27 protein-coding genes are annotated in these 24,542 nt (G+C 64.9%); 13 read left to right on the top strand and 14 right to left on the bottom strand.

Translation table 11 applies throughout. The features are described from left to right. Positions 1-22: 22 nt before the first annotated feature. The 4 genes from zapE to ABSY17_RS24770 all read left to right on the top strand — a co-directional run bounded on the left by zapE (position 23) and on the right by ABSY17_RS24770 (position 3,665). The gene (zapE, locus tag ABSY17_RS24785) at positions 23-1,213 is read left to right on the top strand and encodes a cell division protein ZapE (protein ID WP_378946844.1); all 1,191 of its coding nucleotides are present in this window, start codon (positions 23-25) and stop codon (positions 1,211-1,213) included. 245 nt (positions 1,214-1,458) lie between these two features. Beyond that, positions 1,459-2,232: a DUF1223 domain-containing protein gene (locus ABSY17_RS24780; protein ID WP_378946842.1), complete on the top strand. Its 774-nt coding sequence runs from the start codon at positions 1,459-1,461 to the stop codon at positions 2,230-2,232. Between the two features lie 393 nt (positions 2,233-2,625). After that, the gene (locus ABSY17_RS24775) at positions 2,626-3,012 is read left to right on the top strand and encodes a DUF2794 domain-containing protein (RefSeq protein ID WP_378946839.1); all 387 of its coding nucleotides are present in this window, start codon (positions 2,626-2,628) and stop codon (positions 3,010-3,012) included. A 131-nt stretch (positions 3,013-3,143) separates the two neighbouring features. Beyond that, positions 3,144-3,665: a GNAT family N-acetyltransferase gene (locus ABSY17_RS24770; RefSeq protein WP_378946836.1), complete on the top strand. Its 522-nt coding sequence runs from the start codon at positions 3,144-3,146 to the stop codon at positions 3,663-3,665. Between the two features lie 135 nt (positions 3,666-3,800). Here ABSY17_RS24770 and ABSY17_RS24765 read toward each other — a convergent pair whose 3' ends face one another. From ABSY17_RS24765 to ABSY17_RS24735, 7 genes are all read right to left on the bottom strand, one after another. Beyond that, complete coding sequence (locus ABSY17_RS24765) at positions 3,801-4,352, bottom strand: DUF308 domain-containing protein (RefSeq protein WP_378946833.1); 552 nt, start codon at positions 4,350-4,352, stop codon at positions 3,801-3,803. 128 nt (positions 4,353-4,480) lie between these two features. Then, complete coding sequence (locus tag ABSY17_RS24760) at positions 4,481-5,347, bottom strand: SDR family NAD(P)-dependent oxidoreductase (RefSeq protein ID WP_378946830.1); 867 nt, start codon at positions 5,345-5,347, stop codon at positions 4,481-4,483. Positions 5,348-5,433: 86 nt separating this feature from the next. Further along, positions 5,434-5,877, bottom strand: a complete 444-nt coding sequence (locus tag ABSY17_RS24755) for a nuclear transport factor 2 family protein (RefSeq protein WP_378946827.1) — start codon at positions 5,875-5,877, stop codon at positions 5,434-5,436. Positions 5,878-5,896: 19 nt separating this feature from the next. Continuing rightward, on the bottom strand, positions 5,897-6,802 hold the full coding sequence (locus tag ABSY17_RS24750; RefSeq protein WP_378946824.1) for an NAD-dependent epimerase/dehydratase family protein: 906 nt from the start codon (positions 6,800-6,802) through the stop codon (positions 5,897-5,899). 84 nt (positions 6,803-6,886) lie between these two features. Beyond that, positions 6,887-8,539, bottom strand: a complete 1,653-nt coding sequence (locus ABSY17_RS24745; protein WP_378946822.1) for a copper resistance CopC/CopD family protein — start codon at positions 8,537-8,539, stop codon at positions 6,887-6,889. A 1-nt stretch (position 8,540) separates the two neighbouring features. Continuing rightward, positions 8,541-9,071: a copper chaperone PCu(A)C gene (locus ABSY17_RS24740; protein ID WP_378946819.1), complete on the bottom strand. Its 531-nt coding sequence runs from the start codon at positions 9,069-9,071 to the stop codon at positions 8,541-8,543. 105 nt (positions 9,072-9,176) lie between these two features. Continuing rightward, positions 9,177-9,557, bottom strand: a complete 381-nt coding sequence (locus ABSY17_RS24735; RefSeq protein ID WP_378946817.1) for a hypothetical protein — start codon at positions 9,555-9,557, stop codon at positions 9,177-9,179. A gap of 189 nt (positions 9,558-9,746) precedes the next feature. Here ABSY17_RS24735 and ABSY17_RS24730 point away from each other — a divergent pair, with 189 nt between their 5' ends. Then, positions 9,747-10,688 (top strand): acyl-CoA thioesterase, encoded by a 942-nt coding sequence (locus ABSY17_RS24730; protein WP_378946814.1) that lies wholly within the window; start codon positions 9,747-9,749, stop codon positions 10,686-10,688. A 66-nt stretch (positions 10,689-10,754) separates the two neighbouring features. Here ABSY17_RS24730 and ABSY17_RS24725 read toward each other — a convergent pair whose 3' ends face one another. After that, the gene (locus ABSY17_RS24725; protein WP_378946811.1) at positions 10,755-12,269 is read right to left on the bottom strand and encodes an aldehyde dehydrogenase family protein; all 1,515 of its coding nucleotides are present in this window, start codon (positions 12,267-12,269) and stop codon (positions 10,755-10,757) included. A gap of 949 nt (positions 12,270-13,218) precedes the next feature. On the opposite strand from ABSY17_RS24725, the gene ABSY17_RS24720 reads away from it, so the two are divergent. Next, positions 13,219-13,857: a protein-L-isoaspartate(D-aspartate) O-methyltransferase gene (locus tag ABSY17_RS24720; protein ID WP_378946809.1), complete on the top strand. Its 639-nt coding sequence runs from the start codon at positions 13,219-13,221 to the stop codon at positions 13,855-13,857. A gap of 4 nt (positions 13,858-13,861) precedes the next feature. Here ABSY17_RS24720 and ABSY17_RS24715 read toward each other — a convergent pair whose 3' ends face one another. The 4 genes from ABSY17_RS24715 to ABSY17_RS24700 all read right to left on the bottom strand — a co-directional run bounded on the left by ABSY17_RS24715 (position 13,862) and on the right by ABSY17_RS24700 (position 18,908). Then, complete coding sequence (locus tag ABSY17_RS24715) at positions 13,862-14,437, bottom strand: GNAT family N-acetyltransferase (RefSeq protein WP_378946807.1); 576 nt, start codon at positions 14,435-14,437, stop codon at positions 13,862-13,864. Positions 14,438-14,539: 102 nt separating this feature from the next. Continuing rightward, entirely contained in the window at positions 14,540-15,319 is a 780-nt protein-coding gene (locus tag ABSY17_RS24710) for a Bax inhibitor-1 family protein (RefSeq protein WP_378946804.1), read from the bottom strand. A gap of 195 nt (positions 15,320-15,514) precedes the next feature. Further along, entirely contained in the window at positions 15,515-18,058 is a 2,544-nt protein-coding gene (locus tag ABSY17_RS24705) for an ABC transporter permease (RefSeq protein WP_378946801.1), read from the bottom strand. A gap of 142 nt (positions 18,059-18,200) precedes the next feature. Continuing rightward, a complete protein-coding gene (locus tag ABSY17_RS24700) occupies positions 18,201-18,908 on the bottom strand; it encodes an ABC transporter ATP-binding protein (protein WP_378946798.1) in 708 nt (235 codons plus the stop codon). Between the two features lie 66 nt (positions 18,909-18,974). Here ABSY17_RS24700 and ABSY17_RS24695 point away from each other — a divergent pair, with 66 nt between their 5' ends. Together ABSY17_RS24695 and thpR are read left to right on the top strand one after the other, a co-directional pair. Continuing rightward, a complete protein-coding gene (locus tag ABSY17_RS24695; RefSeq protein ID WP_378946796.1) occupies positions 18,975-19,607 on the top strand; it encodes an arylesterase in 633 nt (210 codons plus the stop codon). A 137-nt stretch (positions 19,608-19,744) separates the two neighbouring features. Continuing rightward, positions 19,745-20,341: an RNA 2',3'-cyclic phosphodiesterase gene (thpR, locus tag ABSY17_RS24690; protein WP_378946793.1), complete on the top strand. Its 597-nt coding sequence runs from the start codon at positions 19,745-19,747 to the stop codon at positions 20,339-20,341. Here thpR and ABSY17_RS24685 read toward each other — a convergent pair. Continuing rightward, a complete protein-coding gene (locus tag ABSY17_RS24685) occupies positions 20,245-20,763 on the bottom strand; it encodes a low molecular weight protein-tyrosine-phosphatase (protein WP_378946790.1) in 519 nt (172 codons plus the stop codon). The two genes, thpR and ABSY17_RS24685, sit on opposite strands and share 97 nt — an antisense overlap. A gap of 54 nt (positions 20,764-20,817) precedes the next feature. Between ABSY17_RS24685 and ABSY17_RS24680 the strand changes: the two genes are divergently transcribed. The 3 genes from ABSY17_RS24680 to ABSY17_RS24670 all read left to right on the top strand — a co-directional run bounded on the left by ABSY17_RS24680 (position 20,818) and on the right by ABSY17_RS24670 (position 22,295). Continuing rightward, positions 20,818-21,114, top strand: a complete 297-nt coding sequence (locus ABSY17_RS24680) for a 4a-hydroxytetrahydrobiopterin dehydratase (RefSeq protein ID WP_378946787.1) — start codon at positions 20,818-20,820, stop codon at positions 21,112-21,114. Between the two features lie 61 nt (positions 21,115-21,175). Further along, positions 21,176-21,544, top strand: coding sequence for a YkvA family protein (locus ABSY17_RS24675; protein WP_378946784.1), 369 nt, complete (start codon positions 21,176-21,178; stop codon positions 21,542-21,544). A gap of 247 nt (positions 21,545-21,791) precedes the next feature. Continuing rightward, positions 21,792-22,295, top strand: a complete 504-nt coding sequence (locus tag ABSY17_RS24670; protein ID WP_378946781.1) for an invasion associated locus B family protein — start codon at positions 21,792-21,794, stop codon at positions 22,293-22,295. Positions 22,296-22,332: 37 nt separating this feature from the next. Here ABSY17_RS24670 and ABSY17_RS24665 read toward each other — a convergent pair whose 3' ends face one another. Continuing rightward, complete coding sequence (locus tag ABSY17_RS24665; RefSeq protein WP_378946779.1) at positions 22,333-22,662, bottom strand: DUF1294 domain-containing protein; 330 nt, start codon at positions 22,660-22,662, stop codon at positions 22,333-22,335. Positions 22,663-22,798: 136 nt separating this feature from the next. On the opposite strand from ABSY17_RS24665, the gene rlmN reads away from it, so the two are divergent. Beyond that, a complete protein-coding gene (gene rlmN / locus ABSY17_RS24660) occupies positions 22,799-24,034 on the top strand; it encodes a 23S rRNA (adenine(2503)-C(2))-methyltransferase RlmN (protein WP_378946776.1) in 1,236 nt (411 codons plus the stop codon). Then, complete coding sequence (locus ABSY17_RS24655; RefSeq protein WP_378946773.1) at positions 24,031-24,522, top strand: hypothetical protein; 492 nt, start codon at positions 24,031-24,033, stop codon at positions 24,520-24,522. Before rlmN ends, ABSY17_RS24655 begins: the two co-directional genes overlap by 4 nt. The last annotated feature ends 20 nt before the right edge of the window (positions 24,523-24,542 follow it).

Here is a 24,542-nt window from a genome sequence, read left to right as displayed (position 1 = left end):
TTCGCAATAGCCAGAGTGGACCATGCATTTGCGTGACGGCCTGCAAACCCATGTGACCGTCAGGCAGCGCTATGACCACCTGGTCGAGACCGGCGGCGTCCGCCGCGATCCGGCGCAACTGGCGATCGTCACTGCGCTCGACCACCTGATCGATGAGATCTCCGAGAAGCGGCTCGCGCGCAAGTCGAGCGCGCTGGGATGGCTGTTTGCCAAACGCAAGCCGCGCCATGAGCCGGTCAAGGGACTCTACGTCTATGGCGGCGTCGGCCGCGGCAAGACGATGCTGATGGACATGTTCTTCGAGCTTGTGCCGGTCCGGCACAAGCGGCGCGTCCATTTCAACGACTTCATGGCCGATGTGCACGACCGCATCCAGAAGCAGCGGGCGGCGCGCAAGAACGGCACTTCGCGCGACGACGACCCCATCCCCCCTGTGGCGGCGGCACTCGCCGAAGAGGCTTGGGTGCTGTGTTTCGACGAATTTTCGGTGACCGACATCGCCGACGCGATGATCCTGTCCAGGCTGTTTTCCGCCCTGTTCTCGCTCGGCGTCGTGCTGGTTGCTACCTCCAACGTAGCGCCTGGGGATCTTTACCGCGACGGGCTCAACCGCCAGCTCTTTTTACCTTTCATTGGCCTGCTCGAGCAAAACGCCCAAGTGCTCAACCTCGACGCCGATACCGACTACCGGCTGGAGAAGATCGACCGTGTGCCGGTCTATCTGACCCCGCTGGGCGAGGCCGCCGACCGCGCGATGGACGATGCCTGGGCAAAAGTCACCCATGGCGCCCCTGCCGAACCCGCCACCGTGGCCGTCAAGGGTCGCAAGGTGCATGTGCCGGCAGCCGTCGGCAATGCGGCCCGCTTCGGCTTCGCCGATCTCTGCGACAAGCCGCTGGCCGCACGCGACTATCTGGCGATCACGGCCCGCTACCAGACGATCTTCGTCGATCACGTGCCGGTCATGGCGGAAGCCAACCGCAACGAGGCCAAACGCTTCATCCTGTTCATCGACACGGTCTACGACCAGCATGTGCGGCTGGTGCTGAGTGCCGCCGCCACACCCGACAAGCTCTATGTCGGCAAGCGCGGCCACGAGGCCTTCGAATTCGACCGCACCTCGTCGCGACTGATCGAGATGCAGGGAGCCGAATGGCTGGAGGCCTGGGCCGAACGGCATGGTGCGGCGCCAAAGGTTGCGCCAAGTCCCTGAAGGTGCACGGCGGCTTAGCGACAATCGATCCCGATCGGATTGTCGCGGCCATGCACCTGTGCCCAATCGCAAGCAACGGGAGCTGCATCTTTCAGCAACGGATCCGCCGCCTGTGCCGGGCACGGGAGAAGGGCTGCGTGCAAAAAGTTTCACCGCAACGTGACTTCCTGTTGAACGACACATCTGTCAAATATTCGGCCAATTACAAAAAAAGCCGGCAAGACGGCTGAGGATGTGGAACGGTCATGGAATCGCGAAGGTTTATTCGGCTGGCGGCGCTGGCGCTGGCTGCGTTTGGATTTGCCCGTGCCGCAGATGCCGGCGCGACAGACCGCCCTCTCGCTGTAATCGAGCTCTTCACCAGCCAGGGCTGCAACTCCTGCCCGCCGGCCGACAAGCTGTTCGGCCAGTTCGCCGCCAGGGATGACATCGTCGCCCTCGCCTATCACGTCAACTATTGGGACTATCTCGGCTGGCAGGACAAACTGGCCAACCCAGAGAATACCGAGCGACAGTACGCCTATATGCGCGCCTTCGGCACGCCCTCGGTCTACACCCCGCAGGCCGTCATCAACGGCCGCACCCATCTCGGCGCAGGCAAGAAGCCGGACGTCGCGCTCACCCTCGACCAGCTCGCCGAGACCGGGCAGGGCATGAACATCGACCTGCACGTCTCCGAAAACAGCGACACCTACATGATCGATGTCGGCGCGGCGAAGGCCCCGACCAGTTCTGCCCATGTGATTGTCGTCCACTATCAGCCGCCACAGGTGGTCGACCTCAAGAAGGGCGAAAACAAGGGTCTCAGCGTTACCTACTGGAATGCCGTCAGCGACTTTCACACCGCAGGCATGTGGCATGGCAAAGAGCAGCGCTATGAACTGCCCAAGAGCGAAGTCGAAAAGAAGGGCGGCTGTGCGGTGTTGTTGCAGGCGGTGGGCAAGGACGGCCTGCCCGGCCCGATCCTGGGCGCAGCCATTGTCCGCAGGCCTGTGAACAGCCTTGAGGTGAAAGGCTGACGGGCAGACAAAAAGACCGGCGCCAGCTTGCGCCAGTCACCGGCCGCAGATGTTGGGATCGTCGCACCTGGTCGTTCCAAAGGAAGCACCGCGAGGTTGGTTCGATCCGACTCGGGCCCGTGGGCGGGGGGCTTGGGGTTTACGAGCCAGTGCCGGACCGAACCGTCTCAGGCAACAAGCGTAAACTCGTAGGACAATGGGGCGCAAGCGCGGATAAAAAACGGCAGCAATGTGACGCCTCATCACCAATTCCAACAATCTGTTTTGCAACCGTTACCGTAATTGCCGCTCTCGAACCGCACTACTGGGGTCTCTGCTCCTTGGCCGGGGTTGCATTTCGCCTGTGAAAGCGCGACCTTCTCTGCAGGTCAGGATCTGAAAAGGGTATGATTGATGGCCGATCGCGGTGCTGGAGCGGAGGATGGTGAAACATCCGCAGTCTTGATCCCGCTCCATCAGGCACGCAGGGAGCACCAGGGTCTTCCGGTGGCTTTCGAAAGGCGTGAACTCGACCAGATCCTCAGGCTCTACAGCCGCATGGTCGCTGCAAACGAATGGCGCGACTACGCCATCGACCATCTCAGCGACCGCGCCGTCTTCTCCGTTTTCCGCCGCACCAGTGAGACGCCGCTGTACCAGATCGTCAAGGATCCCAGGCTGGCGCGCAAGCAAGGCGCCTTCAGCGTGGTCGCTGCAGGCGGCCTGATCCTCAAGCGCGGCCACGAACTTGCCCGCGTGCTCGGCGTTTTCGACAAGCGGCTCAAGCTGGTCGAAGCCTAGAGCATGCCCCCGAAAATCGGAACCGATTGTCGGAAAGGATCATGCACCAATTCAAAGTGTTACAGCGTCTTTTGCGCGTCCAAAAGGACGCGCGGCGCTATAGCGCGAAACCTGCCGATCCGGCCGAAAGCATGACCGCCACCTTCCAGCCAGTTGCACCTGCCATCAGTATCCGCCACGCCACGGTGGACGACGTGCCCATACTGCTCAAGGCGATCGTGGCCTTGGCCGAGCATGCCGACGATGCGGATGAAGTTGCATGCACCGAAGACGATCTCCGGCGTTTCGGCTTCGGCGAGAACCCGGCCTTCGAGGCGATCGTCGCCGAGGTTGGTGGCACCTTCGCCGGCATGTGCCTGTTTTTCCCGATTTTTTCGAGCTGGTTCGGACGCCCCGGCGTCTTCGTCCAGGACCTCTTCGTCGAGGAACGATATCGCGGCCTTGGACTGGGCGAGCGCCTGCTGCGCCATGTCGCCGGCCTGTCGCGCGACCGGGGCGGCGTCTATATGCGCCTGTCAGTCGACGAGAACAACGGCCGCGCGCGGGACTTCTACGAAAGGCTCGGCCTTGCGTGGAGCCATGACCAGCGATCCTACATCGCCAGCGGGCAGATCTTCGCCGCGCTTGGCGAAACCGGTGGAGCGCGCAAATGAAAATCTTCTACGCCGAGTAACGGAAGCGCCACGCCGCCTGCGCCTTCCTGCCGGCGGGCTCGACGCCTCCGAAGGCTATCCGTTCGGCGGCTTGACGGCTTTCCTCACCGGCTTCGCCGGCGCACACAGGTTGAGTTAAGCGCCGGCGCGGGTGCGCCAGGCGCGATAGAACAGCAGGGCTGCATAGAGCAGCATCAGGATGGTGGCGACGCGCAGTAGCGTCGCGGCACTCGACAGCGGGACGAACATCAGTGCCAGGCCGAAGGCGGCGTAGACGGCGCCGCCGACCAGGGTCGGCCAGAGCCGCGTCTGGCGACCACTGTCTAGGAAGCTCGAGGCCATCTCGAACAGCCCGACCAGGAGGGCGAGCAGGCCGACGGTGCTGGTCAGGAAAGCCAGCGTAAAGACATTGACGAGGAGACCGCTGGCAAGCACGAGCACGCCTGCCGCGATGGACAGCACGTTGCGCGCCAGCGTGAGCCAGTAGCCGGTCGTGCGCCGCGACGAGAAGTCGATGCCCACCAGCCCCAGCACGCCGTCGACCAGCAGCAACCCGCCGCCGACCAGGACGAGCAACCTCACCGCCTGCGTCGGATAAAAGAAGGCAACGAGTGCGGCGGCTGCAATCAGCACGCCTCGCAATGCCGTCAGGGTTGCATCGAACCGTTTCGTATCGCCCGCAGCCATTTTTCTCTCCCGAGGAGTTCACGCAACCAATAGTCGAGCATTGGCACGGATTTGCAAGTAGGCCAAGGGTTTTTCAACCGTGCAGCCGGCTTGAACGCCGGGCACGTCCCGGCTTGAGGGACAGGTCCCTATTTCGCGTGCGGACGCGGCGTGTAGCCATCCGACTCGATGATCGGCAGATGCGTCCAGCCGGCATCATTGGGCAGGCGCATCCACGCGCCGGCCGCCAGCGCACCGCCGTCGACAGGAATGGTGCAGCCCGAGACCCAGCCTGAAAGGGTGTCCGACGCCAGAAACAGCGCAGCACCGGCCGAATCCGAGCCTTCGCCGAAACGGCCGATCGGAAACCAGCGCGAAATGTAGTCGCGGTTTTCCGCCGGCACGCGTGGGGTGGCAACGATCTGGGCCGAGTTGGTGGTCTCGGGCGCGATCGCGTTGACGCGGATGCCATACTGGCCGAGCTCGACGGCCAGGCTCTGGGTAAATCCGGTGATCGCCGCCTTGAAGGCCGAATAGACGACCGTCATCGGGATGCCCCGGAAGGCCTCGACGGTCGACACGTTGATGATGCTGCCGCCTGCGCCGCCGGCCCGCATCAGCGGAATCGCCGCCTTGCAGACATGGAACATGTGCAACAGGTTGATGCCGTAAAGCGCGTCCCACTCCGCTTCGGTCGACTGCTCGAACGCCGTCTTGTAGCCGAGATAGTCGCCGACATTGTTGACGACGACGTCGAGCCGGCCGAAACGGTCCTGCAGCGCCTGCATGACCTTCGCCACGTCGTCGGCCTTGCGCACGTCGGCCTGGACGACCAGATGCCCCTCGCCTAGCGCCTCGCGCACGGAGGCGACGCGCGCCGGGTCGATCTCGGCGACAGCAACCTTCATGCCGGCGCGGGCGTAGAGTTCCGCCGTGGCGCGGCCGATGCCGGCACCGCCGCCGGTGACCAGCGCGACTTTTCCGGCAAGGCCAAGGATGGAGAGTTCGTCCGACATGCTGTCCTCCGCAGTCTTTAGTTCGACGCCGCTTGGCGCGCGCCGGGATTCAGGTCAGGCCGACACCACCTGAATCCCGATGCGCCCTAGCTTGCAGTTTCCTGCGCTTCGTAGGTGTGGGTACCGACGATCACCAGTGCGCGACGGGCAAGCTTCCAGCCGTCAGATGTTCGGGCGAAGCGGTCCTGGTAGCGGATGGTCATCTCGTAGCAGAGGTAGCGGCCGGCCGGATCGCGGAAATAATGGCGCGCGATGCAGTAGGTTTCGCCCGCAGCACCACCCTCGACCGGATTGAGCACTTGGTTGAGCACGGCGTGGAGGGTCTTGAGATAGCGACCGGCGACCATCGCCGGGATGCCGCGAAGTTGCTCGATGCCCTCGAACTTCCCGCGCGGTGATTCCACCACGCCATCGGGCGTGAACAGCGCGGCGAACATGTCGCCGTCTCCGCTGTCCACCGCATAGGCGTAGCGCTCGGACAGGCGCCGAAGCGCCACGTCCATCAGCAATGTTGCCTGATCGTCGGCCATGTCGCCCCCACGCGCTGCGTTACTTGCCGGTCACCTGCGCGAAGACCTCGCGGATGGCACGCTGCACGTCGTTGCGGCGATAGCCGAGCTGCTTGGTCTCCTCGGCGTCCGGCTCGTAGGCGAGGATGTTGCCACGTCCCGGCACGATGAACATGTCGGGCAGCAGCGGATGCTCCTCGTTGCGCTCCTCGACCTGGTGCGGATTGCCGACGGCGTCGAACAGCGCCTGGAAATATTGCTGGAAGGTCAGGTTCTCGTCGCCGACCAGATAGGCCTTGCCGCTCTCGGCGCGCTGGAAGGCACCCCAGATCGCCTCGGCCAGCGACTGCACCGACATGTAGTTGGTGCCGCCGGGCGGTGCAAATATCGGCAGGTCGAGCTCGCCGCGCGCATAGGCCATCAGCGTCTCGTAGCGCTTGGTCGGCAGGCCCTTCACATAGCCCACGATCGACGGCGGGTTCAGAGTCGAGACGTTGAAATCGTCGGTCGCCAATGCGCGCACGCCCTCGTCGGCAAGGCTGCGGCCGCGCACATAGGCGTTGGTCTCTACGAGCTTCGGCATCACCTGGTGATAGTAGCTGCCGATATGGACGACGCGGCGGACACCCGCCTTGCGCGCCAGTTCGACGAAAGTCGGCACGCTTTCGATCTGCGTCTTGGTCCAGAACTCGTTCTCGTCGACGCCCTTGGGCAGGTGGCGGATGTCATTGCCGGCGGCAAACAGGATACCGTCGAACGGTGCGAGGTCCGCGGCGGAGAATTCACCCTTGGTGTAGTCGCCGAAAATCGTCGGGAAGGCGGCCATCGGCGTCGATTCGGGCGCCGGCTTGCGCGCCGCCAGAACCACCTCGTTGCCCTGGGACTTGAGGTAGCTGGCGGTGTGGCCGCCGATCATGCCCGTTCCACCAATGATAAGGATTTTCATGCGCATTCTCCCGGGCATTTCCAAATCGATGCCCGGACGATAGGCGGCGATGCCGGTGCGGCATCGTCCGTATCGACTACGACCCTACGGCCGGAGGACGACCTCGCCCGTCAGCGTCGTCCGCTCGCTCGCGGAAATCTCGATGTCTATCGCCACTGTCCATTTGCCGCCGACCGGCAGGTCGAGAGCATCGACGCGCCAAGTGCCATCGCCGGGTTTATGCGCGCCAGCGCTGATCGGCGTCGCATCGGCTTGCGGGTTGGCCAGTCGCAGCGTCACGGCCCGCGCGTCGAGCGGCCCGAAATCGCCTGACATCACCACGATCGAGGCGGCGACCACACCGGCATGGCCGGGCGTGATGCTGAGTTCAGCCATGGCCTGCGCCGTATGGATGTGGAGTGCTATGGGCTCTGCCGCCTCGACCGCCAACACACGCGGCGGCGGGGTGAAACGAAAGCCGGCGACGACGGCGAGGATCGCGACCATCAATAGCGTCTCCAGGCCGATGTTGCGCACGAGCCGGCGCCGCGCGTCCGACTGGCCGGCCAAGGCCGGTTTGGTCAGCCGCCAGCGGTTGGCGGCGGCGAGCAGCAAAAGCGGCACGATCAGCGCGAGTTTCAGCAGCAGCAGCCGGCCATAGGCGGTCTGCCAGAGGGCGGAAACCGTCCCGACCTGGACGAAGGCCAGCACCAGCCCGGCGACAATGAGGGCCGCGACCACATAGGGGACCGTCACCGACAAGCGCCTGAGCGCTGGGCCGGCATCCGCAGCCTTTCGCCGATAGGCGAAACCAAGCGGCAAAAGCGCACCGGCCCAAAAGGCAATGCCGACGCCATGGACAAACACCATCGGTCGGGTCAGCCATTGCGGGGCGGCAGCACTGGCGTGACCACTGGCGGCAAGGGCGGCCCCCACCCCGGCGAGTGCGCCGAGCGACAGCCAGCGCGCCATGCTTTTCTCCGCCGCCAGGGCCAGGAGCGCGAGCGCCAGCGCGATGAAGGCGGTCGCGGCGGTCAGGGCATAGCTGGTCGCAGCCGCCGTCTGCCAGACCATGGCCTGGCCGAACAGGCCAAGCGGCGCGCCGAGCGCGTCGAGCCCCTGCAGGGCGAAGGAGAGCGGGGCTGCGGCAAGACCAAGCCCGACCAAGGCCCCGACGATGCCAACGCCCGAACGGCTGCCAGGCGTGAGCCAGGCCAGCGCGAAGGCGCCACCGGCACCGAGGAACAGGCCGAGATAAAGGGCGAGCTTTGCGCCCCAAAGGACGATCTGCAGCGCCCGGTCGGTCAGTTCGGGCGCGACGGGCGCCGCGGCGCTGGGGGTGCCGCTTGAAAACGTCAGGTTTCCAGCGACCGGATGTCCATCGGCCGACACCACCCGCCAGGATAGGAGATAAGTCCCTTGCGACGCCACCTCGTTCGCCGGCAAGGCGATGCGCACATCGGCGCCCGACACGCCGGCAACGAGACTGGCTGGCCTGCCATCCGGGCGCAGGAGTTTTGCGACCAACGGCGTCACCGGCTCGCTGAAAGTCAGCACCACCTGCACTGGTGCATCCCGGATCACCTCACCCTCGACAGGCGTCGAGCGCAGCAGCGACGCGTGGGCGCTGACTGCTTCCGTCGCCGCAAACAGGGCGGCGACGGTGACTAGAAGGCAAGCAAGCAGGTGAAGAGCGCGCGCACCACCGAGCGCAGCGAAGCCACCTCGCCCGAAGAAAGAATGACGCGCGCCCACCATGTCAGTGTCCGGAGTGATCTTGGCTCTGGCCGCTCATCGCGTCGACCGCGAACTCGACCGTCACCGTGCCTGCTTTCTCGAAGGTCAGCGTGCCCGCGAACGTCTCGCCCTCGTTCTTCGGCGCCTTCAAGCCCATGAACATGATGTGGTAGGACCCCGGCTTGAGCGCGACCTCGCCGCCGGCCGGAATCTCGACGCCGCCGGTCACCTGGCGCATCTTCATCACGCCATTGGCATCGACGCCCATCTCATGGATCTCGGCCTTGTCGGAAATGTCCGACTGGACCGAAACCAGCCGGTCCGCCTTTGAACCGTTGTTCTTGATGGTGAGGTAGCCGGCCGCCACCTTGGCGCCGGCCGGCGTGGCGCGCGACCAGGGATGGCCGATCTCGAGCTCGCCGGCCTTGAAACCGTGGGCGAGCAAGGCATGGGTCGAGGCAAACAGCAGCATCGCGGCAAAGACGGCGATGCCGAGACGCTCCTCGAAGCTGCGGAAGAGCGGGCGCGCAAAAGCGCGTGCGGAAATGGTCATGGAATGACTCCGATATGGAATGAGCGCGCCAATGCTTGTGGCGCAAGGTTCGTTTTGTAGGCGAAATATTTTTCGGGCCGCGGGCGTCTGCGCGCGGAAAAGACCTCAGGCTGCCAGCGGCGGGGCGCGTGGACTGCCGGGATCGTGCTCAGGCGCCGTGGACGGGTCGAGCCTTGCCGGATGGAAGACAACCAAGGTTTCCAGGCGGCGTTCGACCACAAGCGCCATGCCAGCCGGCGGCGAAGCCTGCAGGCTGGAGAACATGCTGCAGCCGAGCGTGCAGCATTCGGGCAGGCTCGGATGCTCGCCCTTTGCGGGCGCGGTGTGGTCGGTGCTGGTGGTGATGCAGAGTGGGTTGCCGAAGATGTCGAGCGGCGGCGTCCCCTGCCCCAGCGCAAGTGCTGCGGCCGCCATCTGCAGGACGAGCATCAGCGCCGCGGCAAGCGCGACCCCAAATCCCCATCCCCTGCGGCGAAACACGACCAAGCGCGCTACCCTCTGCTTCGAGTTGCATTGATAGCACCAACATCGTGCCCGGCAAATCACGGGCCGCTGCGACATTTTCTTGCCATTGGTGGACGGACCGGCAACGACTAGCATCGTCCGATGCGACGATGAGCGGCTTTGGCCCGCCGCTTACGATTTGCGTTGGCAGCAGGGCGGGGAGGATACGGCATGACTGAGGAAACAGGACTGCGCGATGTCTGGCGCGGCGGCGTCGCGACCTGGGAATGCGACGAGATGGGCCACATGAACACGCGCTTCTATGTGGCGCGCTGCATGGAGGGCGTGGCCATGCTGTTCGGCCATGCCGGCCTGCCCCGGCTGTTTGCGCCCGGCGCGGCGACGACGCTCACTGTCGAGAGCATGCACATCCGCTTCCTACGCGAGCTGCGCGCCGCCGCATGCGTGCATGTCAGCGCCGGCTTCACCGCGCTCGGCCCCGACAGCGCTTCCGTCGTTGCGGTGATGTTCAACAGCCAGACCGGCGAGCGTGCCGCGACATTCCGCATCGATCTCCGGCATGTGGCGAGCGACGCTGGAACTGCGCTGCCCTGGCCCACCTATTTTGTTGAGCGGGCCGGCGTGCAACTTACCGAGGTGCCGGCAATCGCGCTGCCGCGCGGCGTCGGCGAAGTCCCACGCGCCACATCGGCCTCGTTGCTGCGGGCCGATGCGCTCAATCTCGGCTGTGTCGGCATGGGGGCGGTCGATGCCGCGGGCTGCGATCCGTTCGGCCGCATGCTGCCGCAGGCCTTCGTCGGCGCCATGGCCGACGGCGTACGCCAGCTCATCACCCCGCTGCGCCAGCTGGCGGAGCGTCACAGCGACAGGCCGGGCCCGCATTTCGGCTCAGCCGCCCTGGAGTTCCAGATCGTCAATTCGGGCTGGCCGCGTGCCGGCGACTGCTACGAAATCCGTGCCGGCCTCGAAAAGGCCGACGCGCGAACCCAGTCGCTGATCAACTGGATGCTCGATCCGTTCACCGGGCGCAGCTTCGGGGCGATGCAGGTCATCGCCATCTGCTTCGATCTCGAAGCCCGCAAACTGATCCCGATCAGCGCTTCGGCATTGGCCGAGCTCGACGGCTTGTCGGTGCCGACGCTGGCGCTCTGAGCCTTCATAAAGAAAAAGCGCCACCCGCTTGCGCGGGCAGCGCCTGATTTCAGTTCACCGGATCGCTCAGTCGATGTCGAACGACACGCCCTGGGCGAGCGGCAGCGCCTTGGAGTAGTTCACCGTGTTGGTGGCGCGGCGCATATAGGCGCGCCACGCGTCCGAGCCGCTCTCGCGGCCGCCGCCGGTCTCCTTCTCGCCACCGAACGCGCCGCCGATCTCGGCCCCCGAGGTGCCGATATTGACATTGGCGATGCCGCAATCGGAGCCCTCGACGGACAGGAAGCGCTCGGCCTCCTGCAGGTCAAGCGTGAAGATTGACGACGACAGGCCCGCACCGACCGCGTTGTGCAACTCGAGCACCTGGTCGAAGTCGGAATACTTCATGACATAGAGGATCGGCGCAAATGTCTCTTCGAGCACCGGGCCGACCTGGCCGGGCATCTCCACCAGCGCCGGCTTGACGTAGTATGCGCCGTCATGACCCTGGTCGACACGCATGCCGCCGGTGACCTTGCCGCCATGCTCGGCCGCTTGGCCGAGCGCCTTCTGCATGCCGTCGAACGCTGCCTTGTCGATCAGCGGACCAACGAGGGACGCCGTCTCCAAGGGGCTTCCGACCGAAACGCTCTCATAGGCCTTCTTCAGGCGCGGCACGAGCGCGTCATAGACGCTGTCATGCACGAACAGGCGGCGCATGGTGGTGCAGCGCTGGCCGGCGGTGCCCATGGCGCCGAAGGCGATGGCGCGCAACGCCATGTCGAGATTGGCCGAGGGGCAGACGATGCCGGCATTGTTGCCGCCGAGCTCGAGGATGGCGCGCGCGAAGCGCTTGGCCAGGCGCGGACCGACGTCGCGGCCCATGCGGGTCGAGCCGGTGGCCGAAACCAGCGGCACCTTCGGGTTGTCGACCAGCGCCTCGCCGACGGCGCGGTCCCCGATCAGCACCTGCGACAGGCCCTCGGGCGCGTCAGTGCCGAAGCGCTTTGCCGCGCGTTCGAAGATCGCCTGGCAGGCGAGCGCGGTCAGCGGCGTCTTTTCCGACGGCTTCCACACTACCGAGTTGCCGCAAACAAAGGCGAGCGCCGCATTCCACGACCACACCGCGACGGGGAAGTTGAATGCGGAAATGACGCCGACGACGCCGAGCGGATGCCAGGTTTCCATCATGCGGTGGCCGGGGCGCTCGGTGGCAATCGTCAGGCCATAGAGCTGGCGCGACAGGCCGACGGCGAAGTCGCAGATGTCGATCATTTCCTGGACCTCACCGAGGCCCTCGGACGGGATTTTTCCGACTTCGATCGACACAAGACGGCCGAGATCGGTCTTGGCGGCGCGCAGCTCCTCGCCGAGAAGGCGTACGAGCTCGCCGCGCTTCGGCGCCGGCACGTTGCGCCACGCCTTGAACGCCTTGTCAGCGCGTTCGATGGTCTTGCCGGCGTCATCTGGCGAAATCGACTTCAATGCGCCGATTTGCTCGCCCGTCACCGGGCTGCGCACGATCAGGTCACCGCCGGTAAAGGCCGAGCGGGCAACGCCGAGCCGCTCGAGAAGGGCAGCGGTTTCGTTCGTCACGTTCATGCTGAATTCCTTTCCTCGTTCCTCACCCGCTCGCGGTCTCGGCGCGGCTTCCTGTCCGTCGCCGGCCGGAGCGGCCATTGCTTCGTTCTACCCGGCATCAGCAGGGAGACGCTTGGCAATGCCTATAGCCTGTAAGGTCCCTCGAACGCCACACCGCTCGTTGCGGCAGGCGCTCTGTCCGGCGCTTTGCGCGCCTGTGGTCCAGCGGACCGGCGTCACCGAGCGGAAATATGGGAATGGGGAGGTCCAAAAAGCACAACACCCGCCGGGGGAGGAGGTCCGGCGGGTGTCGTATTTGTGGCCAGCGCCTGGGAGGAGGTAGACACTGACCTATTCGTCGGAAACCTGGGAGGAGGTAGGCCCGACAAATTCAATGAGTGATATCTAGCTCCGGCGCCTCTAGATTTAAAGTGTTGATATTGCATAGGAGCCCTGCATTTTGTGCAATGCAATATGAGCTACCGCGACGCAACAGCGCCGTGCGCCCGAACGGACGCACAAAGGACGCTCTGACTTATTGGACCTGCGCCTCGTGCTTGCCGAAAATCGGTTCGACTTTCGCTTCGCGGGGTTTCGGCTCGGGCCGATGCGTGAGGGCAGCGGCGGATGTCGGCATAATGAGATGGGGAGGGCTGAAAAGCACAACACCCGCCGGGGGAGGAGATCCGGCGGGTGTCGTATTGGTGGCCAGCGTCTGGGAGGAGGTAGACACTGACCTATTCGTCGGAAACCTGGGAGGAGGTAGGCCCGACAAATTCGATGAGTGGTATCTAGCTCCTGTGCCTCGGGATTTAAAGTGTTGATATTGCATAGGTGCCTTGCATTTTGTGCAACGCAACACAAACTGCCGCGCCGCAACAATGCAGCGACGCTGCGGCACCTGCGGCAGCCCGCCGCAGTAACGGGAACCACGCGCCCCCCCAGTGGTTAAAGGGGAAAAGGCAGGACCATGATCGACTATCGGCCGGGGCGCCTGAAAATGGTGGAGCAGCAGATCGCCCGGCGCGGGATCAGCGACCAGGCGGTGCTGGAAGCGATGCGTACCGTGCCGCGCGAAGAGTTCGTGCCGCAGCAGATGCGCGACTACGCCTATGAGGACACCGCCCTCCCCCTTGCGCAGGGCCAGACGGTGTCGCAGCCCTATATCGTCGCGCTGATGTCCGCGGCTGCCGAGGTCAAGCCCGACAGCAAGGTGCTGGAGATCGGCACCGGCTCCGGCTACGCCGCAGCGGTGCTCGCCGAGATCGCCGGCCGCATCGTCACCATCGAGCGCCTGTCGTCGCTTGCCGAGGCGGCAACCGAGCGCCTCCAGCGGCTGGGCTATGCCAATGTGCAGGTGATATCTGGCGACGGCACGGACGGATGCGAGGCGGAGGCGCCGTTCGACGCCATCCTTTCGGCGGCCGGATCGCCTGAAGTTCCCGAGGCATGGAAACGGCAACTGGCGGTGGGCGGCCGGCTGGTCCTGCCGCTCGGTCCGCCCGGCGACCAGATTCTGGTCAAGATCGTCAGGCTCGGCCCGGAGGAGTTTTCCCAAAAGGCGCTGGCCGCCGTGCGCTTCGTGCCGCTGGTCGCGGGCCAGAGCTGACGTTTCAGCCCTTGCCGCCCCTGGCGCGGAACTGCCGTTCGGGCATCGAATTCGGGTCCGGCGGCGTCGAGGCTCCGCCATTCAGCGGCATCTGCATGAACACGGTGTCGAGCCAGCGGCCGTGCTTGTAGCCCGAGCCGTCCATGCGGCCGGTGTGGCCGAAACCGAGCCGCTCGTGCAGGCGCACCGAAGCACTGTCGGCATGGCCGTCGCCGATGACGGCGACGATCTGGCGGAACCCGAGGCCGGTGCACTCGGTGATCAGCGTTTGCATCAGCGCCTTGCCGATGCCCGCTCCCTTGGCCTCGGGCGCGATGTAGATCGAATCCTCGACGATGAAGCGGTAGGCCGGCCGCGCCCTGAATGGCCCGGCATAGGCGTAACCGACGATGACGCCTTGGCGTTCGGCGACGAGGTAGGGGTAGCCGCCATCCATCAGCGCCGCGAAACGCTCACCCATATCAGTGCGCGTCGGCGGCTCCAGCTCATAGGTCGCCGTGCTGTGGAGCACAGCGTCGGCATAGATTTCGGTGATCCGGTCGAGGTCGCCGACGAGTGCGTGTCGTATCGTTATGCTCATTTTTTAGGCAGCCCATTTTGATGCCGATCATAAGAGCAAACTGCAGCCCAAAAGAAAAGGGCGGCCAATGGCCGCCCTCGGAGGACTTCTGATCCAGCCTGTTTAGTCGCGGTTGCCCAGGAACGACAGCAGGAAGGTGAACAGGTTGATGAAATCGAGATAGAGCGTAAGTGCGCCCATGATGGCCTTGCGGCCGGAGACGAGCACGTCGTCGCCTTCGAAATACATTTCCTTGATCTTCTGCGTGTCGTAGGCGGTCAGGCCCGCAAACACCAGCACGCCGATCGCCGAGATGGCGAACTGCAGGGCCGACGACTGCAGGAAGATGTTGACCACCATCGCAATGATCAGGCCGATCACGCCCATGGCGAAGAACGTGCCCATGGCCGTCAGGTCGCGCTTGGTCGTGTAGCCGAACAGCGACAAGCCGCCAAAGGCGGTGGCCGTGATGAAGAAGGTCTGCACGATGCTGGCGCTGGTGTAGACCAGGAATATCGACGACAGCGACAGGCCCATCAGGCCGGCGAAGACCCAGAACGCGGTCTGCGCGCCCGAGGCACTCATCGACTGGATGCGGGCGCTCAGGAAGAACACCATGCCGAGCGGAGCCAGCATGACGACCCACTTCAGCGGCGAAGTGTAAAGCGTGACGCCGAGGCTGGTCAGCATCTTGCCGTTGCCCATCGTCGCCACGGCGGCAGCCGGGTCATTGGTGGTCGCCAGCATCATGGTGCCGAAGGCAGCCAGGCCGGTGATCACGAGGCCGAGCGCCATAAGGTTGTAAACCTTGAGCATGTAGGCGCGCAGGCCCTCATCGATCGACGCATCGGTGCGGGCACCGGCGGTCGCCATGCGCGTCTGGTAATTTCTGAAGTCAGACATGGTTTCCTCTGTAGCTTCTGCCCCGTCGGGTGTCAGGCCACGAAGGCCAGGCGCCGCTGGCGGGACTCCAGCATGCCTGTGGCGAAATATGATGCTTCTTTCGGGCCAGAACAAGACTGTAACCGCTTGAAAAGCTAGGTGAGACAACAATTCTCATACAAATGCACTTGATCTGCCCCCCGCCGGCCTGTGCGATTACTCGCTCCGCAGCACCGGCGCCGCCTTGTGGCCGAGCACGCGCCAGGTTCCGACCAGCCCGAATCCGACCGTCAGCACCAGGGCCGCGACGATCGTCGCCACCGCCACTTCGGGCAGGAAATGCGACGGCAACTTCATGATGCGGGCGACGACGAACCATGCCGCGACCCCGCCCGCAGCGAGCGCGAAGATGGCGGTGGCAAACCCGATCAGCATGTATTCGAGCGAAAAGGCCGATATCAGCGTCCGTCTGGTCGCGCCTAGCGTCTTGAGAATCACCGCATCGTGGATGCGGGCACGGTTGCCTGCGGCGAGCGCACCCGCCAGCACCAGCACCGAGGCGATCAGTGCCACGCCGGCCGCAGCCCGGATCGCCGTGCCAAGCTGGGCGACCAGCCGGTTGACCACGTCGAGCGCATCCTTGACCCTGACGGTGGTGATCGCCGGATAGGCGCGCGTCACGGCATTGAGGATGCGCGCCTCGTCGGCGGGTGCTGCCTTGGCCTCCATCAGCGTGGCGAGCCAGCTATGCGGGGCGCCAGCGAATGTGTTGGGCGAAAACACCATGACGAAGTTGATGCCCATCGATTCCCACTGCACCTCGCGGAAATTGGCGATCTTCGCAGTCACGTTGCGGCCCAGCACATTGACCGTCACCGTGTCGCCGAGCTTCAGGCCAAGCTCGCGCCCCTCCTGCGCCGAAAACGACACCAGCGGCTCGCCGGCATAGTCGGCCGGCCACCACGCGCCCTGCGACAGAGTGGAGTTTTCGGGAATGTTCTTGGCATAGGTCAGGCCGCGGTCGCCGCGCAGCACCCACGCGCCTTCAGGCGGCACATTGAGCTTCTGGACGTCGGTGCCGTTCAGCGCCATGACGCGGCCGCGCAGCATCGGCACGCGCACCAGCTTGCCACCGGGCGCCTCTTGCGCGACCAGCTTGGCAAAGTCGTCGACCTCGCCCGGCTGGATGTCGACGAAGAAGAAATTCGGCGCCTGCGCCGGCAGGCTGCCGGCGATCTGGCGGCGCAGATTGCCGTCGATCAGCGCCAGCGTCACGAGAAGCGTCAGCCCCAGGCCGAGCGACAGCACCACCGACGGTGTCAGCGCGCCGGGCCGGTGGATGTTGCCGATCGCCAGCCGAAGTGCGGTCGAGCGCACGCGCGGGCTTTTGCGCGCCAGCCATTGCACGGCTACCGCCACCGCGCGCAGCACCAGGAAGGCAAAGACGGTCGCACCGACGAAGGTCGTGGCGATGCGCCGGTCGCCGGCAAACCAGATGGCGAGCAGCGCCAGCAACACGGCGATGCCCAATGCTGTTGCGATGTAGACCAGACGCGGCAGGCCGCGTCCCTCGAACCCCATTTCGCGGAACAGTGCGGTCGCCGGCACGTCGCGGGCGCGGCCGAGCGGCAGGATGGCAAAGGCCAGCGTCACCAGCACACCGAAGAGTGCTGCCACGGCCAGGGCCGCCGGGTAGATGCCGGCCTCTGAAGGCACCGGAATGACCGATTGCAGTGCCGCACTCGCTGCAAACGGCATCGCAGCGCCGAGCACCAGGCCGATGATAATGCCGAGGCCCGCGATCAGCAGGATCTGGATGAGATAGACGGTGAGTACAAAACCGCCGGAAGCGCCAAGGCTCTTGAAGGTGGCGATCACGCCGCGCTTGCCGTCCAGATAGGCGCGCACCGCATTGGCCACGCCGACGCCGCCGACGACCAGCGAGGTCAGGCCGACCAGCGTCAGGAATTGCGAGAAGCGCTCGATGTTCGACGACAGCGCGGGCGCAGCGTTGGTGCGCGTGCGCACGTTCCAGCCGGCCTCGGGAAATTCGGCGTTGGCGCGTTCGCGCGCAAGGTTGACCTTGGCCTCGCTGGTGCCGGCGGGCATGCGGATCTTGTAGGCATGCTCGACCAGGGAACCCGGCTGGATCAGCCCGGACGCGGTCAGTCCCTCCATCGACACCAGCAGCCGCGGCGCGAAACCAAAACCGTCCGAGACGGCATCGGGCTCGGTGATCAGCTTCGCCCGTAGCTCGAAGGTCGCACCGCCGAGTTTTACCCGGTCGCCGAGCTTGAGATTGAGCCGCTCGAACAACAGGTCGGGTGCGGCGGCACCGAAGACGCCGCCCTTTTCCGCAAACAGCTCCGCGCGCGGCAAGGCCGGTTCGGTGACCAGCGCGCCATAGAGCGGATAGGCATCGTCGACCGCCTTGGCCTCGACCAGCGACTGGTCGGAACCGTCGATGAGGCGAGCCATCGAGCGCATGCCGGCAGAGTGCGACACGGCGCCGAGGCCTTCAAGGAACGAGCGCTCCTTGTCGGTCGCCTCACGCTGGATCAACTGGAAGCGCAAATCGCCGCCGAGCAGCGCCTGGCCTTCGCTGGCAACGCCGGCGGTGATGGCACGCGCCACCGAATTGACGCCGCCGATCGCCGCCACGCCGAGTGCGATACAGGTCAGGAAAATCAGAAAACCGCGCAGGCCGCCGCGCATCTCACGCGAGGCGAAGCGGAATGCGAGGGGGAGATCCTTCAGCATGGGCGCACCGCATTCTGAAGCATGTGCGCTCGACGTCGCCCCCCTCTGCCCTGCCGGGCATCTCCCCCACAAGGGGGGCGCTGTCCCGCGAACCTGTCAGCCGTCAACGAAGTTCGGCGACGCGAAGAAACGGCACCCATCCTCATGCCCGCACCTTCTCGGCCAGCGGCGAAACCGTCGCCGCCTCGATGCGTCCCGAGCGCATCGCCACCTGGCGGTCGCAGCGCGCGGCAAGGGCGGGATCATGCGTCACCAGCACCAGCGTCATGGCGCGCTCGGCCGCCTTGGCAAACAAAAGATCGGCGATCTGGCGGCCGGTGGCCTGATCGAGATTTCCGGTCGGCTCGTCGGCGATCAGGATGGCAGGCTCCGGCGCAAGTGCGCGGGCAATCGCCACGCGCTGCTGCTCGCCGCCGGAAAGCTCGCCGGGGTAGTGGGTGATGCGGTCGGCGAGGCCGACTGCCGCAAGCTCGCGCTCGGCGATGGCGAAGGCATCGCGCTTGCCGGCCAGCTCCAGCGGCACCGCGACGTTTTCCAGCGCCGTCATGTTGGGGATGAGGTGGAACGACTGGAACACGATGCCGACGTTGCGGCCCCGGAACGCGGCGATCTGGTCCTCGCTGCGGCCGTTGAGCAATTCGCCGGCGATCCGCACTGTGCCGGCATCGACCCGCTCCAGCCCGGCCAGCACCATCAGAAGCGTCGACTTGCCGGAGCCCGACGGCCCGACGATGCCGGTCGCCTCGCCGGCCGCGACGTCGAGGCTGACGCCCTTCAGCACATGGACCGACGACGGTCCGTCGCCGAGCGTCAGCGATACATCCCTCAGTTCGATGACGGCTTCTGTCACGGCAAATCTGTCCTATATGGAGAAATGAAAGGCGGGGATCGTCTTCGTCATATCGGGTCTGACTTTATGGTTTTCAAACAACTCGTTACGGCCGCCCTGCTGACGATCGCGGCTGCATTGGCCGCCCCCGCGCTCGCAACGGCCGAACCGGTTCGCATCGTCGGCTTCGGCGACAGCCTGATGGCCGGCTATGGCCTTGGCCCCGGCGAGGGTTTTCCCGAAAAACTCGAAGCCGCGCTACGCGCCCGCGGTCACGATGTGGTGATCACGAATGCCGGCGTGTCCGGCGACACCACCAGCGGCGGCCTGTCGCGACTTGACTGGTCGGTGCCCGAGGGCACGCAGTTGGTGATCCTCGAACTCGGTGCCAACGACATGCTGCGTGGGCTGTCGCCCGACATCACCGAAAAGAACCTCGACGCAATGATTGCGCGGCTCAAGCTGCGTGGCATCGGCGTCTTGCTCGCCGGCATGCGAGCTGCACCCAATCTCGGTGCGGACTACCAGGCGGCCTTCGACGGCATCTATCCACGCCTTGCCGAGAAATATGGAATTCCGCTCTATCCATTCTTCCTCGACGGTGTCGCCGCCGACCCGCAGCTGTTGCTCGAAGACGGCATGCACCCGAGCGCGGCCGGTGTCGAGCGCATGGTCGAGCGTGCCTTGCCGACGGTCGAAAAGGTCATCGCCGTCAATTGACCGCCGTGTAACGGGCGGCACCGCTTCCGCGATCTGCCTGCGGCGAAACGGCAGGGGCCCCACAAACAGCTTGCCCGCCGGGCCGATCGATGATTCGCTGAGGCTACGGATTTCGATTCGAGGAAGGGAGCCTGGCCATGCCGCGACTTTTCACCGCCCTCGAAGTTCCGCGTGATGCGGCACTTTCACTGTCCCTGCTGCGGGGAGGCCTGCCCGGTGCGCGCTGGATCGACATCGAGAACTACCACCTCACCTTGCGCTTCATCGGCGATGTCGAAGGCCATGTCGCCGACGAGATCGCCGAAGCGCTCGACCGCGTCGACCGTCCCGGCTTCCAGGTGACCCTCTCCGGCGTCGGCGCCTTCGGCCAAAAAAAGCCGCATGCGGTGTGGGCCGGGGTGGCGCCATCGCCCGAAATGAACGCGTTGCAGGCCGATATCGAACGCATCTGTCAGCGTGTCGGCGTGGCGGCCGACCCGCGCAAATTCACCCCGCATGTCACGCTGGCGCGGCTCAGGAACACCAGTCCGCTCGATGTCGCCCACTATCTTTCGGCGCGCGGCAACTTCGCCGCCCTGCCCTTCCGCGCCAGCCGCTTCGTGCTGATGTCGTCGCGCGACTCCGTCGGCGGTGGCCCCTATGTCGTCGAGGAGGCGTGGCCGTTGAGCACTGCCGATCCCCGCGCATCAAGCCTCTCGGCCAGCGCCTCGGAAGCCTCACGGATCATGCGGTAGACGTCGAGAAAACCGTCTTCGCCGCCATAATAGGGATCGGGCACGTCCTTGGTCCGGCCGGTCGCGTGGCAGAGGAAAAGCTCGATCCGTCCGGCGCAATCAACCGGAGCGATGGACTTGAGGTCGTCGACATTCGCACGATCCATGCCGAGGATGAGGTCGAAGCGTTCGAAATCGGCTGACACGACCTTGCGCGCCTGCTGTGCCGAAATGTCGATGCCATGCCGGGCGGCCACCGCGATCGATCGCGGGTCGGGTGCGGAGCCGGCGTGCCAGCCGCCTGTGCCGGCCGAGTCGAGGATGAAATCCGCCTCCATCCCGCGCTCGGCAAGGACCGTGCGGAAGACACCCTCGGCCAGCGGCGAACGGCAGATGTTGCCGAGGCAGACGAACAGGATCGATTTTACCGGCTTCTCGTTCATCGCGCCCACGCTATGCTTGATAAGGAAATGTCTCGACTACCACGGGAGGCCGCGATGGCCAGACAGAAACTTGCAGAGGCAGTGCTCGCGGAGGAGCTTAGCACGCTCGAGGGCTGGACGCTCGCCGGCGACGGGCTATCGATCTCGCGGAGCTTCGTCTTCAAGAACTTCAGCGAGGCCTTCGCCTTCATGACCCGCACGGCACTGGCAGCCGAAAAGCTCGACCACCACCCCGACTGGTCCAACGTCTACAAGACCGTTGACGTCAAGCTGAACACCCACGACGCCGGCGGGCTGACCGAGCTCGATTTCAAGCTGGCCAGGCGGATGAACGCCTACTACGGCGCATGAGCCTCGCACTTGCAGCGACGGGCGAAGCTTCCCACATTGGCAGGCGAAGGAGAGCATGCAGATGGTGAAAATTCCGGGTTTCGACCAGTTCCGGGGTGATGCGGGCGATACCGCCGCCAATGAAGGCGAAGTGCGCGAAAAGTTCTGGCGCAAGGCCAAGAGTGCGGCGCGCCACATTCCTTTCATGGAAGAAGTGGTCGCCGCCTATTATTGCGCGATGGACAAGGACACGCCGCTGCGCGCCAAGGGCGTCCTGCTTGCCGCACTCGGCTATTTCATCCTGCCTTTGGACACCATCCCCGACGTGATCCTCGGCCTCGGCTTCACCGACGACATCGCGGTGCTGACGGCCGCCCTCACCGCCGTGCGCGTCAACATGACCCCGGCCCACCGCCTTGCCGCAAAGGAAGCACTGGCCCGCGACTGGTAGGGCCCGGCCGATCCGTGTTTCCGCCTGAAATCTAAAGTCAAATTCTTGCCGCTTTCTCGGGCTTCAACCGGCAAAGGGACAGGAAGGCGCGCGCGGGCGCGACGATTCGGGCCATGGTTCCAGCGGGCGAAAGATGCTTTTTTGCGAAGCAATTCACCCTTTGGTAACCCAGATTAAATCAAAATGAAGCGAACGGGTGGGCATGCTGCCGGCCTGCCCCGGCTCTATTTGAACTACAGGAAAAACGATGCGCGGATTGATAGCTACAGTTTCGGGTCTGGTCCTTGCCGTTTCGGCGATGCCGGCGCTGGCCCAGTCGGCGACCAAGATCGGCCAGCACAATTCCTGGGGCACCTACAGCTACCAGGCGCAGAACGGCAAGGTCTGCTACGTGCTGACGGTGCCGACCGACAAGCAGCCGACTACGCTCGACCATGGCGACATGTTCTTCTTCGTCAGCCAGCGCCCGGGCCAGAAAGTGTCGTTCGAGCCGCAGTTCATCGCCGGCTACAATTTCCAGGAAAACTCCAAGGTCTCCGTCACCATCGGCGACAAGAGCTTCTCGATGTTCACCAAGGGCAAGTCGGCCTGGGTCGAGAACGCCGCCGAGGAGCCCGCACTGATCGCAGCGATGAAGACCGGGGCCGACATGAAGGTCCAGGCCAAGTCCGGCCGTGGCAACCCCACGTCCTACGTCTTCTCGCTCAAGGGCATTTCGGCGGCGCTGACGTCGATCACCGCCTGCAAGTAAATCTGGATTGCCGGCCGAAAAGCGGCCGGCGCCCCTATTACCCTATCATGGCGCGCAGAGCCTGCAGCAGCCCCGCGAGCCAGTGCGGGGCAATCAGCCAGATCACCAGCACAACCACGGCGGCCAACTGCAGCGCCACTATGGCGTAGAGCATGGTTCGGAACGGCTCGTTGCGCGTCTTGTGTCGAAACAGATGCTGGGCGCAAACCGCCCCCACGCTGCCGCCGACCAGCGCAAGCGACAGCAGCGTGCTTTCGGAGATGCGCCAGCTGCCTGCCCGGGCGCACCTTTTGTCCCACCAGAACGCCCCGAAGGCGGCAACGTTGACGCCAAGCAGGGCCAGGACCATATGAGCGACGCTGATCATCGGCCGAGACTCGCAGCATTTGCCTAACAAGGCGCAAACCAGCCGGGCGGCGGCAAAACGTGACGCAGCGCCCGAGCTGTGATATGTCGCCCGGAAATCCCGCATACGCCCGACATTTGAACCGAACTGAGCCCGAATGACCCTTTCGCTCGACCTTACCGCCGATGCCACCCGCGATGCGTTGCGCGCCCGTGCGGCCGCGCACGTCAAGGAATCGCTGATCGGCCTCACCCGCGAGGAGCTCGCCGCAGCGCTCGTTGCCTCCGGCATCGTCCCCGAACGCCAGGCGAAGATGCGCGTCCAGCAGCTCTGGCACTGGCTCTATGTCCGCGGCGTCTCCGACTTCGCCGACATGTTCAACATCTCCAAGGACCTGCGCGCCGAACTCGCCAAGCACTTCACCATCGCGCGTCCCGAGATCGTCGAGGAGCAGATTTCCTCCGACGGCACGCGCAAGTGGCTGTTCCGCTTTCCCCCGCGCGGTGCCGGTCGCCCGGTCGAGATCGAGACCGTCTATATTCCCGAAGAAGGCCGCGGCACGCTGTGCATCTCGTCCCAGGTCGGCTGCACGCTGACCTGCTCGTTCTGCCACACCGGCACGCAGAAGCTGGTGCGCAACCTGACGGCGGAAGAAATCCTCACCCAGCTGATGACGGCGCGTGACCGGCTCGGCGACTTCCCCGACCGCGACACGCCCGCCGGTGCCATCGTGCCATCAGAGGGGCGGAAAATCTCCAACATCGTCATGATGGGCATGGGCGAGCCGCTCTACAATTTCGAGGCGGTGAAGAAGGCGCTGCTGATCGCCTCCGACGGCGATGGGCTCGCGCTATCCAAGCGCCGCATCACGCTGTCGACCTCGGGCGTCGTGCCCGAGATTTTCCGCACCGGCGAGGAGATCGGCGTCATGCTGGCGATCTCGCTGCATGCCACCAACGACGATCTGCGCGACCTTCTGGTGCCGATCAACAAGAAGTACCCGCTCAACGAGCTTATCGACGCCTGCCGCAAATATCCCGGCCTGTCGAACGCGCGGCGCATCACCTTCGAATATGTGATGCTCAAGGACGTCAACGACTCGCTCGAAGACGCCAAGGCGCTGGTCAAGCTGCTCAGGGGGGTGCCGGCCAAGATCAACCTGATCCCGTTCAATCCCTGGCCCGGCACCAATTACCAGTGCTCGGACTGGGAGCAGATCGAGAAATTCGCCGACTACATCAACCAGGCCGGCTACGCCTCGCCGATCCGCACGCCGCGCGGCCGCGACATCCTCGCCGCCTGCGGCCAGCTCAAGTCAGAGTCGGAGCGCATGAAGAAGACCGAGCGCCTGGCACTGGAGGCGATGATGATCGCCGGACACGGCGAGGCGTGAACCGCGTCCTGCTCTATCTCGGCAAATTCGCCCATATGGTTATGGGCTACCTGACCGCGTCACTGGCCGCCGGCGCGTTCCTCAGCGTGGTTTTCCTCGGCGCGACCCGCCTGGCGACGAAGGACATGCCGCCCGAAGTGATCAGCGGATCGATGATCTTTTCGATACCGTTCACCGCACTTGTCGTCGCCTATTTCGCCTTCGTGCCGGCGGTCGTCGTCATGGTGCTCGCCGAGATCCTGGGCAAGCGCGACTGGCTGTTCTACGCACTGTCAGGCGGATTCGTCGGCCTGGTGCTGGACGGCTTCGCCTACCAGGGTGGCGACCCCGATTTCGCTTACATGGACCCGCTGGTGCCGGTTTCCATCATCGGGGCCGGCGTCGTCGGCGGCATCGCCTACTGGTTCGTCACCGGCCGCTTCGCCGGGACGTTGCGTACGCGGCAACAAACCGACTCACATTTGCCGCAAGACCGAAACCGGTCTTGACCGCCTCAGGACGGTTGGCC

It is taken from the genome of Mesorhizobium sp. ANAO-SY3R2 (assembly GCF_042466635.1).
Lineage (GTDB): Bacteria > Pseudomonadota > Alphaproteobacteria > Rhizobiales > Rhizobiaceae > Aminobacter.
The sequence above is the reverse complement of the archived record's forward strand: the minus strand, read 5'-3'. Positions and strand labels throughout refer to the sequence as shown.

Coding starts and splice junctions, on each gene's coding strand:
- zapE (WP_378946844.1), top strand. CDS start 23: ATGCATTTGCGTGACGGCCTGCAAACCCATGTGACCGTCAGGCAGCGC.
- ABSY17_RS24780 (WP_378946842.1), top strand. CDS start 1,459: ATGGAATCGCGAAGGTTTATTCGGCTGGCGGCGCTGGCGCTGGCTGCG.
- ABSY17_RS24775 (WP_378946839.1), top strand. CDS start 2,626: ATGGCCGATCGCGGTGCTGGAGCGGAGGATGGTGAAACATCCGCAGTC.
- ABSY17_RS24770 (WP_378946836.1), top strand. CDS start 3,144: ATGACCGCCACCTTCCAGCCAGTTGCACCTGCCATCAGTATCCGCCAC.
- ABSY17_RS24765 (WP_378946833.1), bottom strand. CDS start 4,352: ATGGCTGCGGGCGATACGAAACGGTTCGATGCAACCCTGACGGCATTG.
- ABSY17_RS24760 (WP_378946830.1), bottom strand. CDS start 5,347: ATGTCGGACGAACTCTCCATCCTTGGCCTTGCCGGAAAAGTCGCGCTG.
- ABSY17_RS24755 (WP_378946827.1), bottom strand. CDS start 5,877: ATGGCCGACGATCAGGCAACATTGCTGATGGACGTGGCGCTTCGGCGC.
- ABSY17_RS24750 (WP_378946824.1), bottom strand. CDS start 6,802: ATGAAAATCCTTATCATTGGTGGAACGGGCATGATCGGCGGCCACACC.
- ABSY17_RS24745 (WP_378946822.1), bottom strand. CDS start 8,539: ATGGTGGGCGCGCGTCATTCTTTCTTCGGGCGAGGTGGCTTCGCTGCG.
- ABSY17_RS24740 (WP_378946819.1), bottom strand. CDS start 9,071: ATGACCATTTCCGCACGCGCTTTTGCGCGCCCGCTCTTCCGCAGCTTC.
- ABSY17_RS24730 (WP_378946814.1), top strand. CDS start 9,747: ATGACTGAGGAAACAGGACTGCGCGATGTCTGGCGCGGCGGCGTCGCG.
- ABSY17_RS24725 (WP_378946811.1), bottom strand. CDS start 12,269: ATGAACGTGACGAACGAAACCGCTGCCCTTCTCGAGCGGCTCGGCGTT.
- ABSY17_RS24720 (WP_378946809.1), top strand. CDS start 13,219: ATGATCGACTATCGGCCGGGGCGCCTGAAAATGGTGGAGCAGCAGATC.
- ABSY17_RS24715 (WP_378946807.1), bottom strand. CDS start 14,437: ATGAGCATAACGATACGACACGCACTCGTCGGCGACCTCGACCGGATC.
- ABSY17_RS24710 (WP_378946804.1), bottom strand. CDS start 15,319: ATGTCTGACTTCAGAAATTACCAGACGCGCATGGCGACCGCCGGTGCC.
- ABSY17_RS24705 (WP_378946801.1), bottom strand. CDS start 18,058: ATGCTGAAGGATCTCCCCCTCGCATTCCGCTTCGCCTCGCGTGAGATG.
- ABSY17_RS24695 (WP_378946796.1), top strand. CDS start 18,975: ATGGTTTTCAAACAACTCGTTACGGCCGCCCTGCTGACGATCGCGGCT.
- thpR (WP_378946793.1), top strand. CDS start 19,745: ATGCCGCGACTTTTCACCGCCCTCGAAGTTCCGCGTGATGCGGCACTT.
- ABSY17_RS24685 (WP_378946790.1), bottom strand. CDS start 20,763: ATGAACGAGAAGCCGGTAAAATCGATCCTGTTCGTCTGCCTCGGCAAC.
- ABSY17_RS24680 (WP_378946787.1), top strand. CDS start 20,818: ATGGCCAGACAGAAACTTGCAGAGGCAGTGCTCGCGGAGGAGCTTAGC.
- ABSY17_RS24675 (WP_378946784.1), top strand. CDS start 21,176: ATGGTGAAAATTCCGGGTTTCGACCAGTTCCGGGGTGATGCGGGCGAT.
- ABSY17_RS24670 (WP_378946781.1), top strand. CDS start 21,792: ATGCGCGGATTGATAGCTACAGTTTCGGGTCTGGTCCTTGCCGTTTCG.
- ABSY17_RS24665 (WP_378946779.1), bottom strand. CDS start 22,662: ATGATCAGCGTCGCTCATATGGTCCTGGCCCTGCTTGGCGTCAACGTT.
- rlmN (WP_378946776.1), top strand. CDS start 22,799: ATGACCCTTTCGCTCGACCTTACCGCCGATGCCACCCGCGATGCGTTG.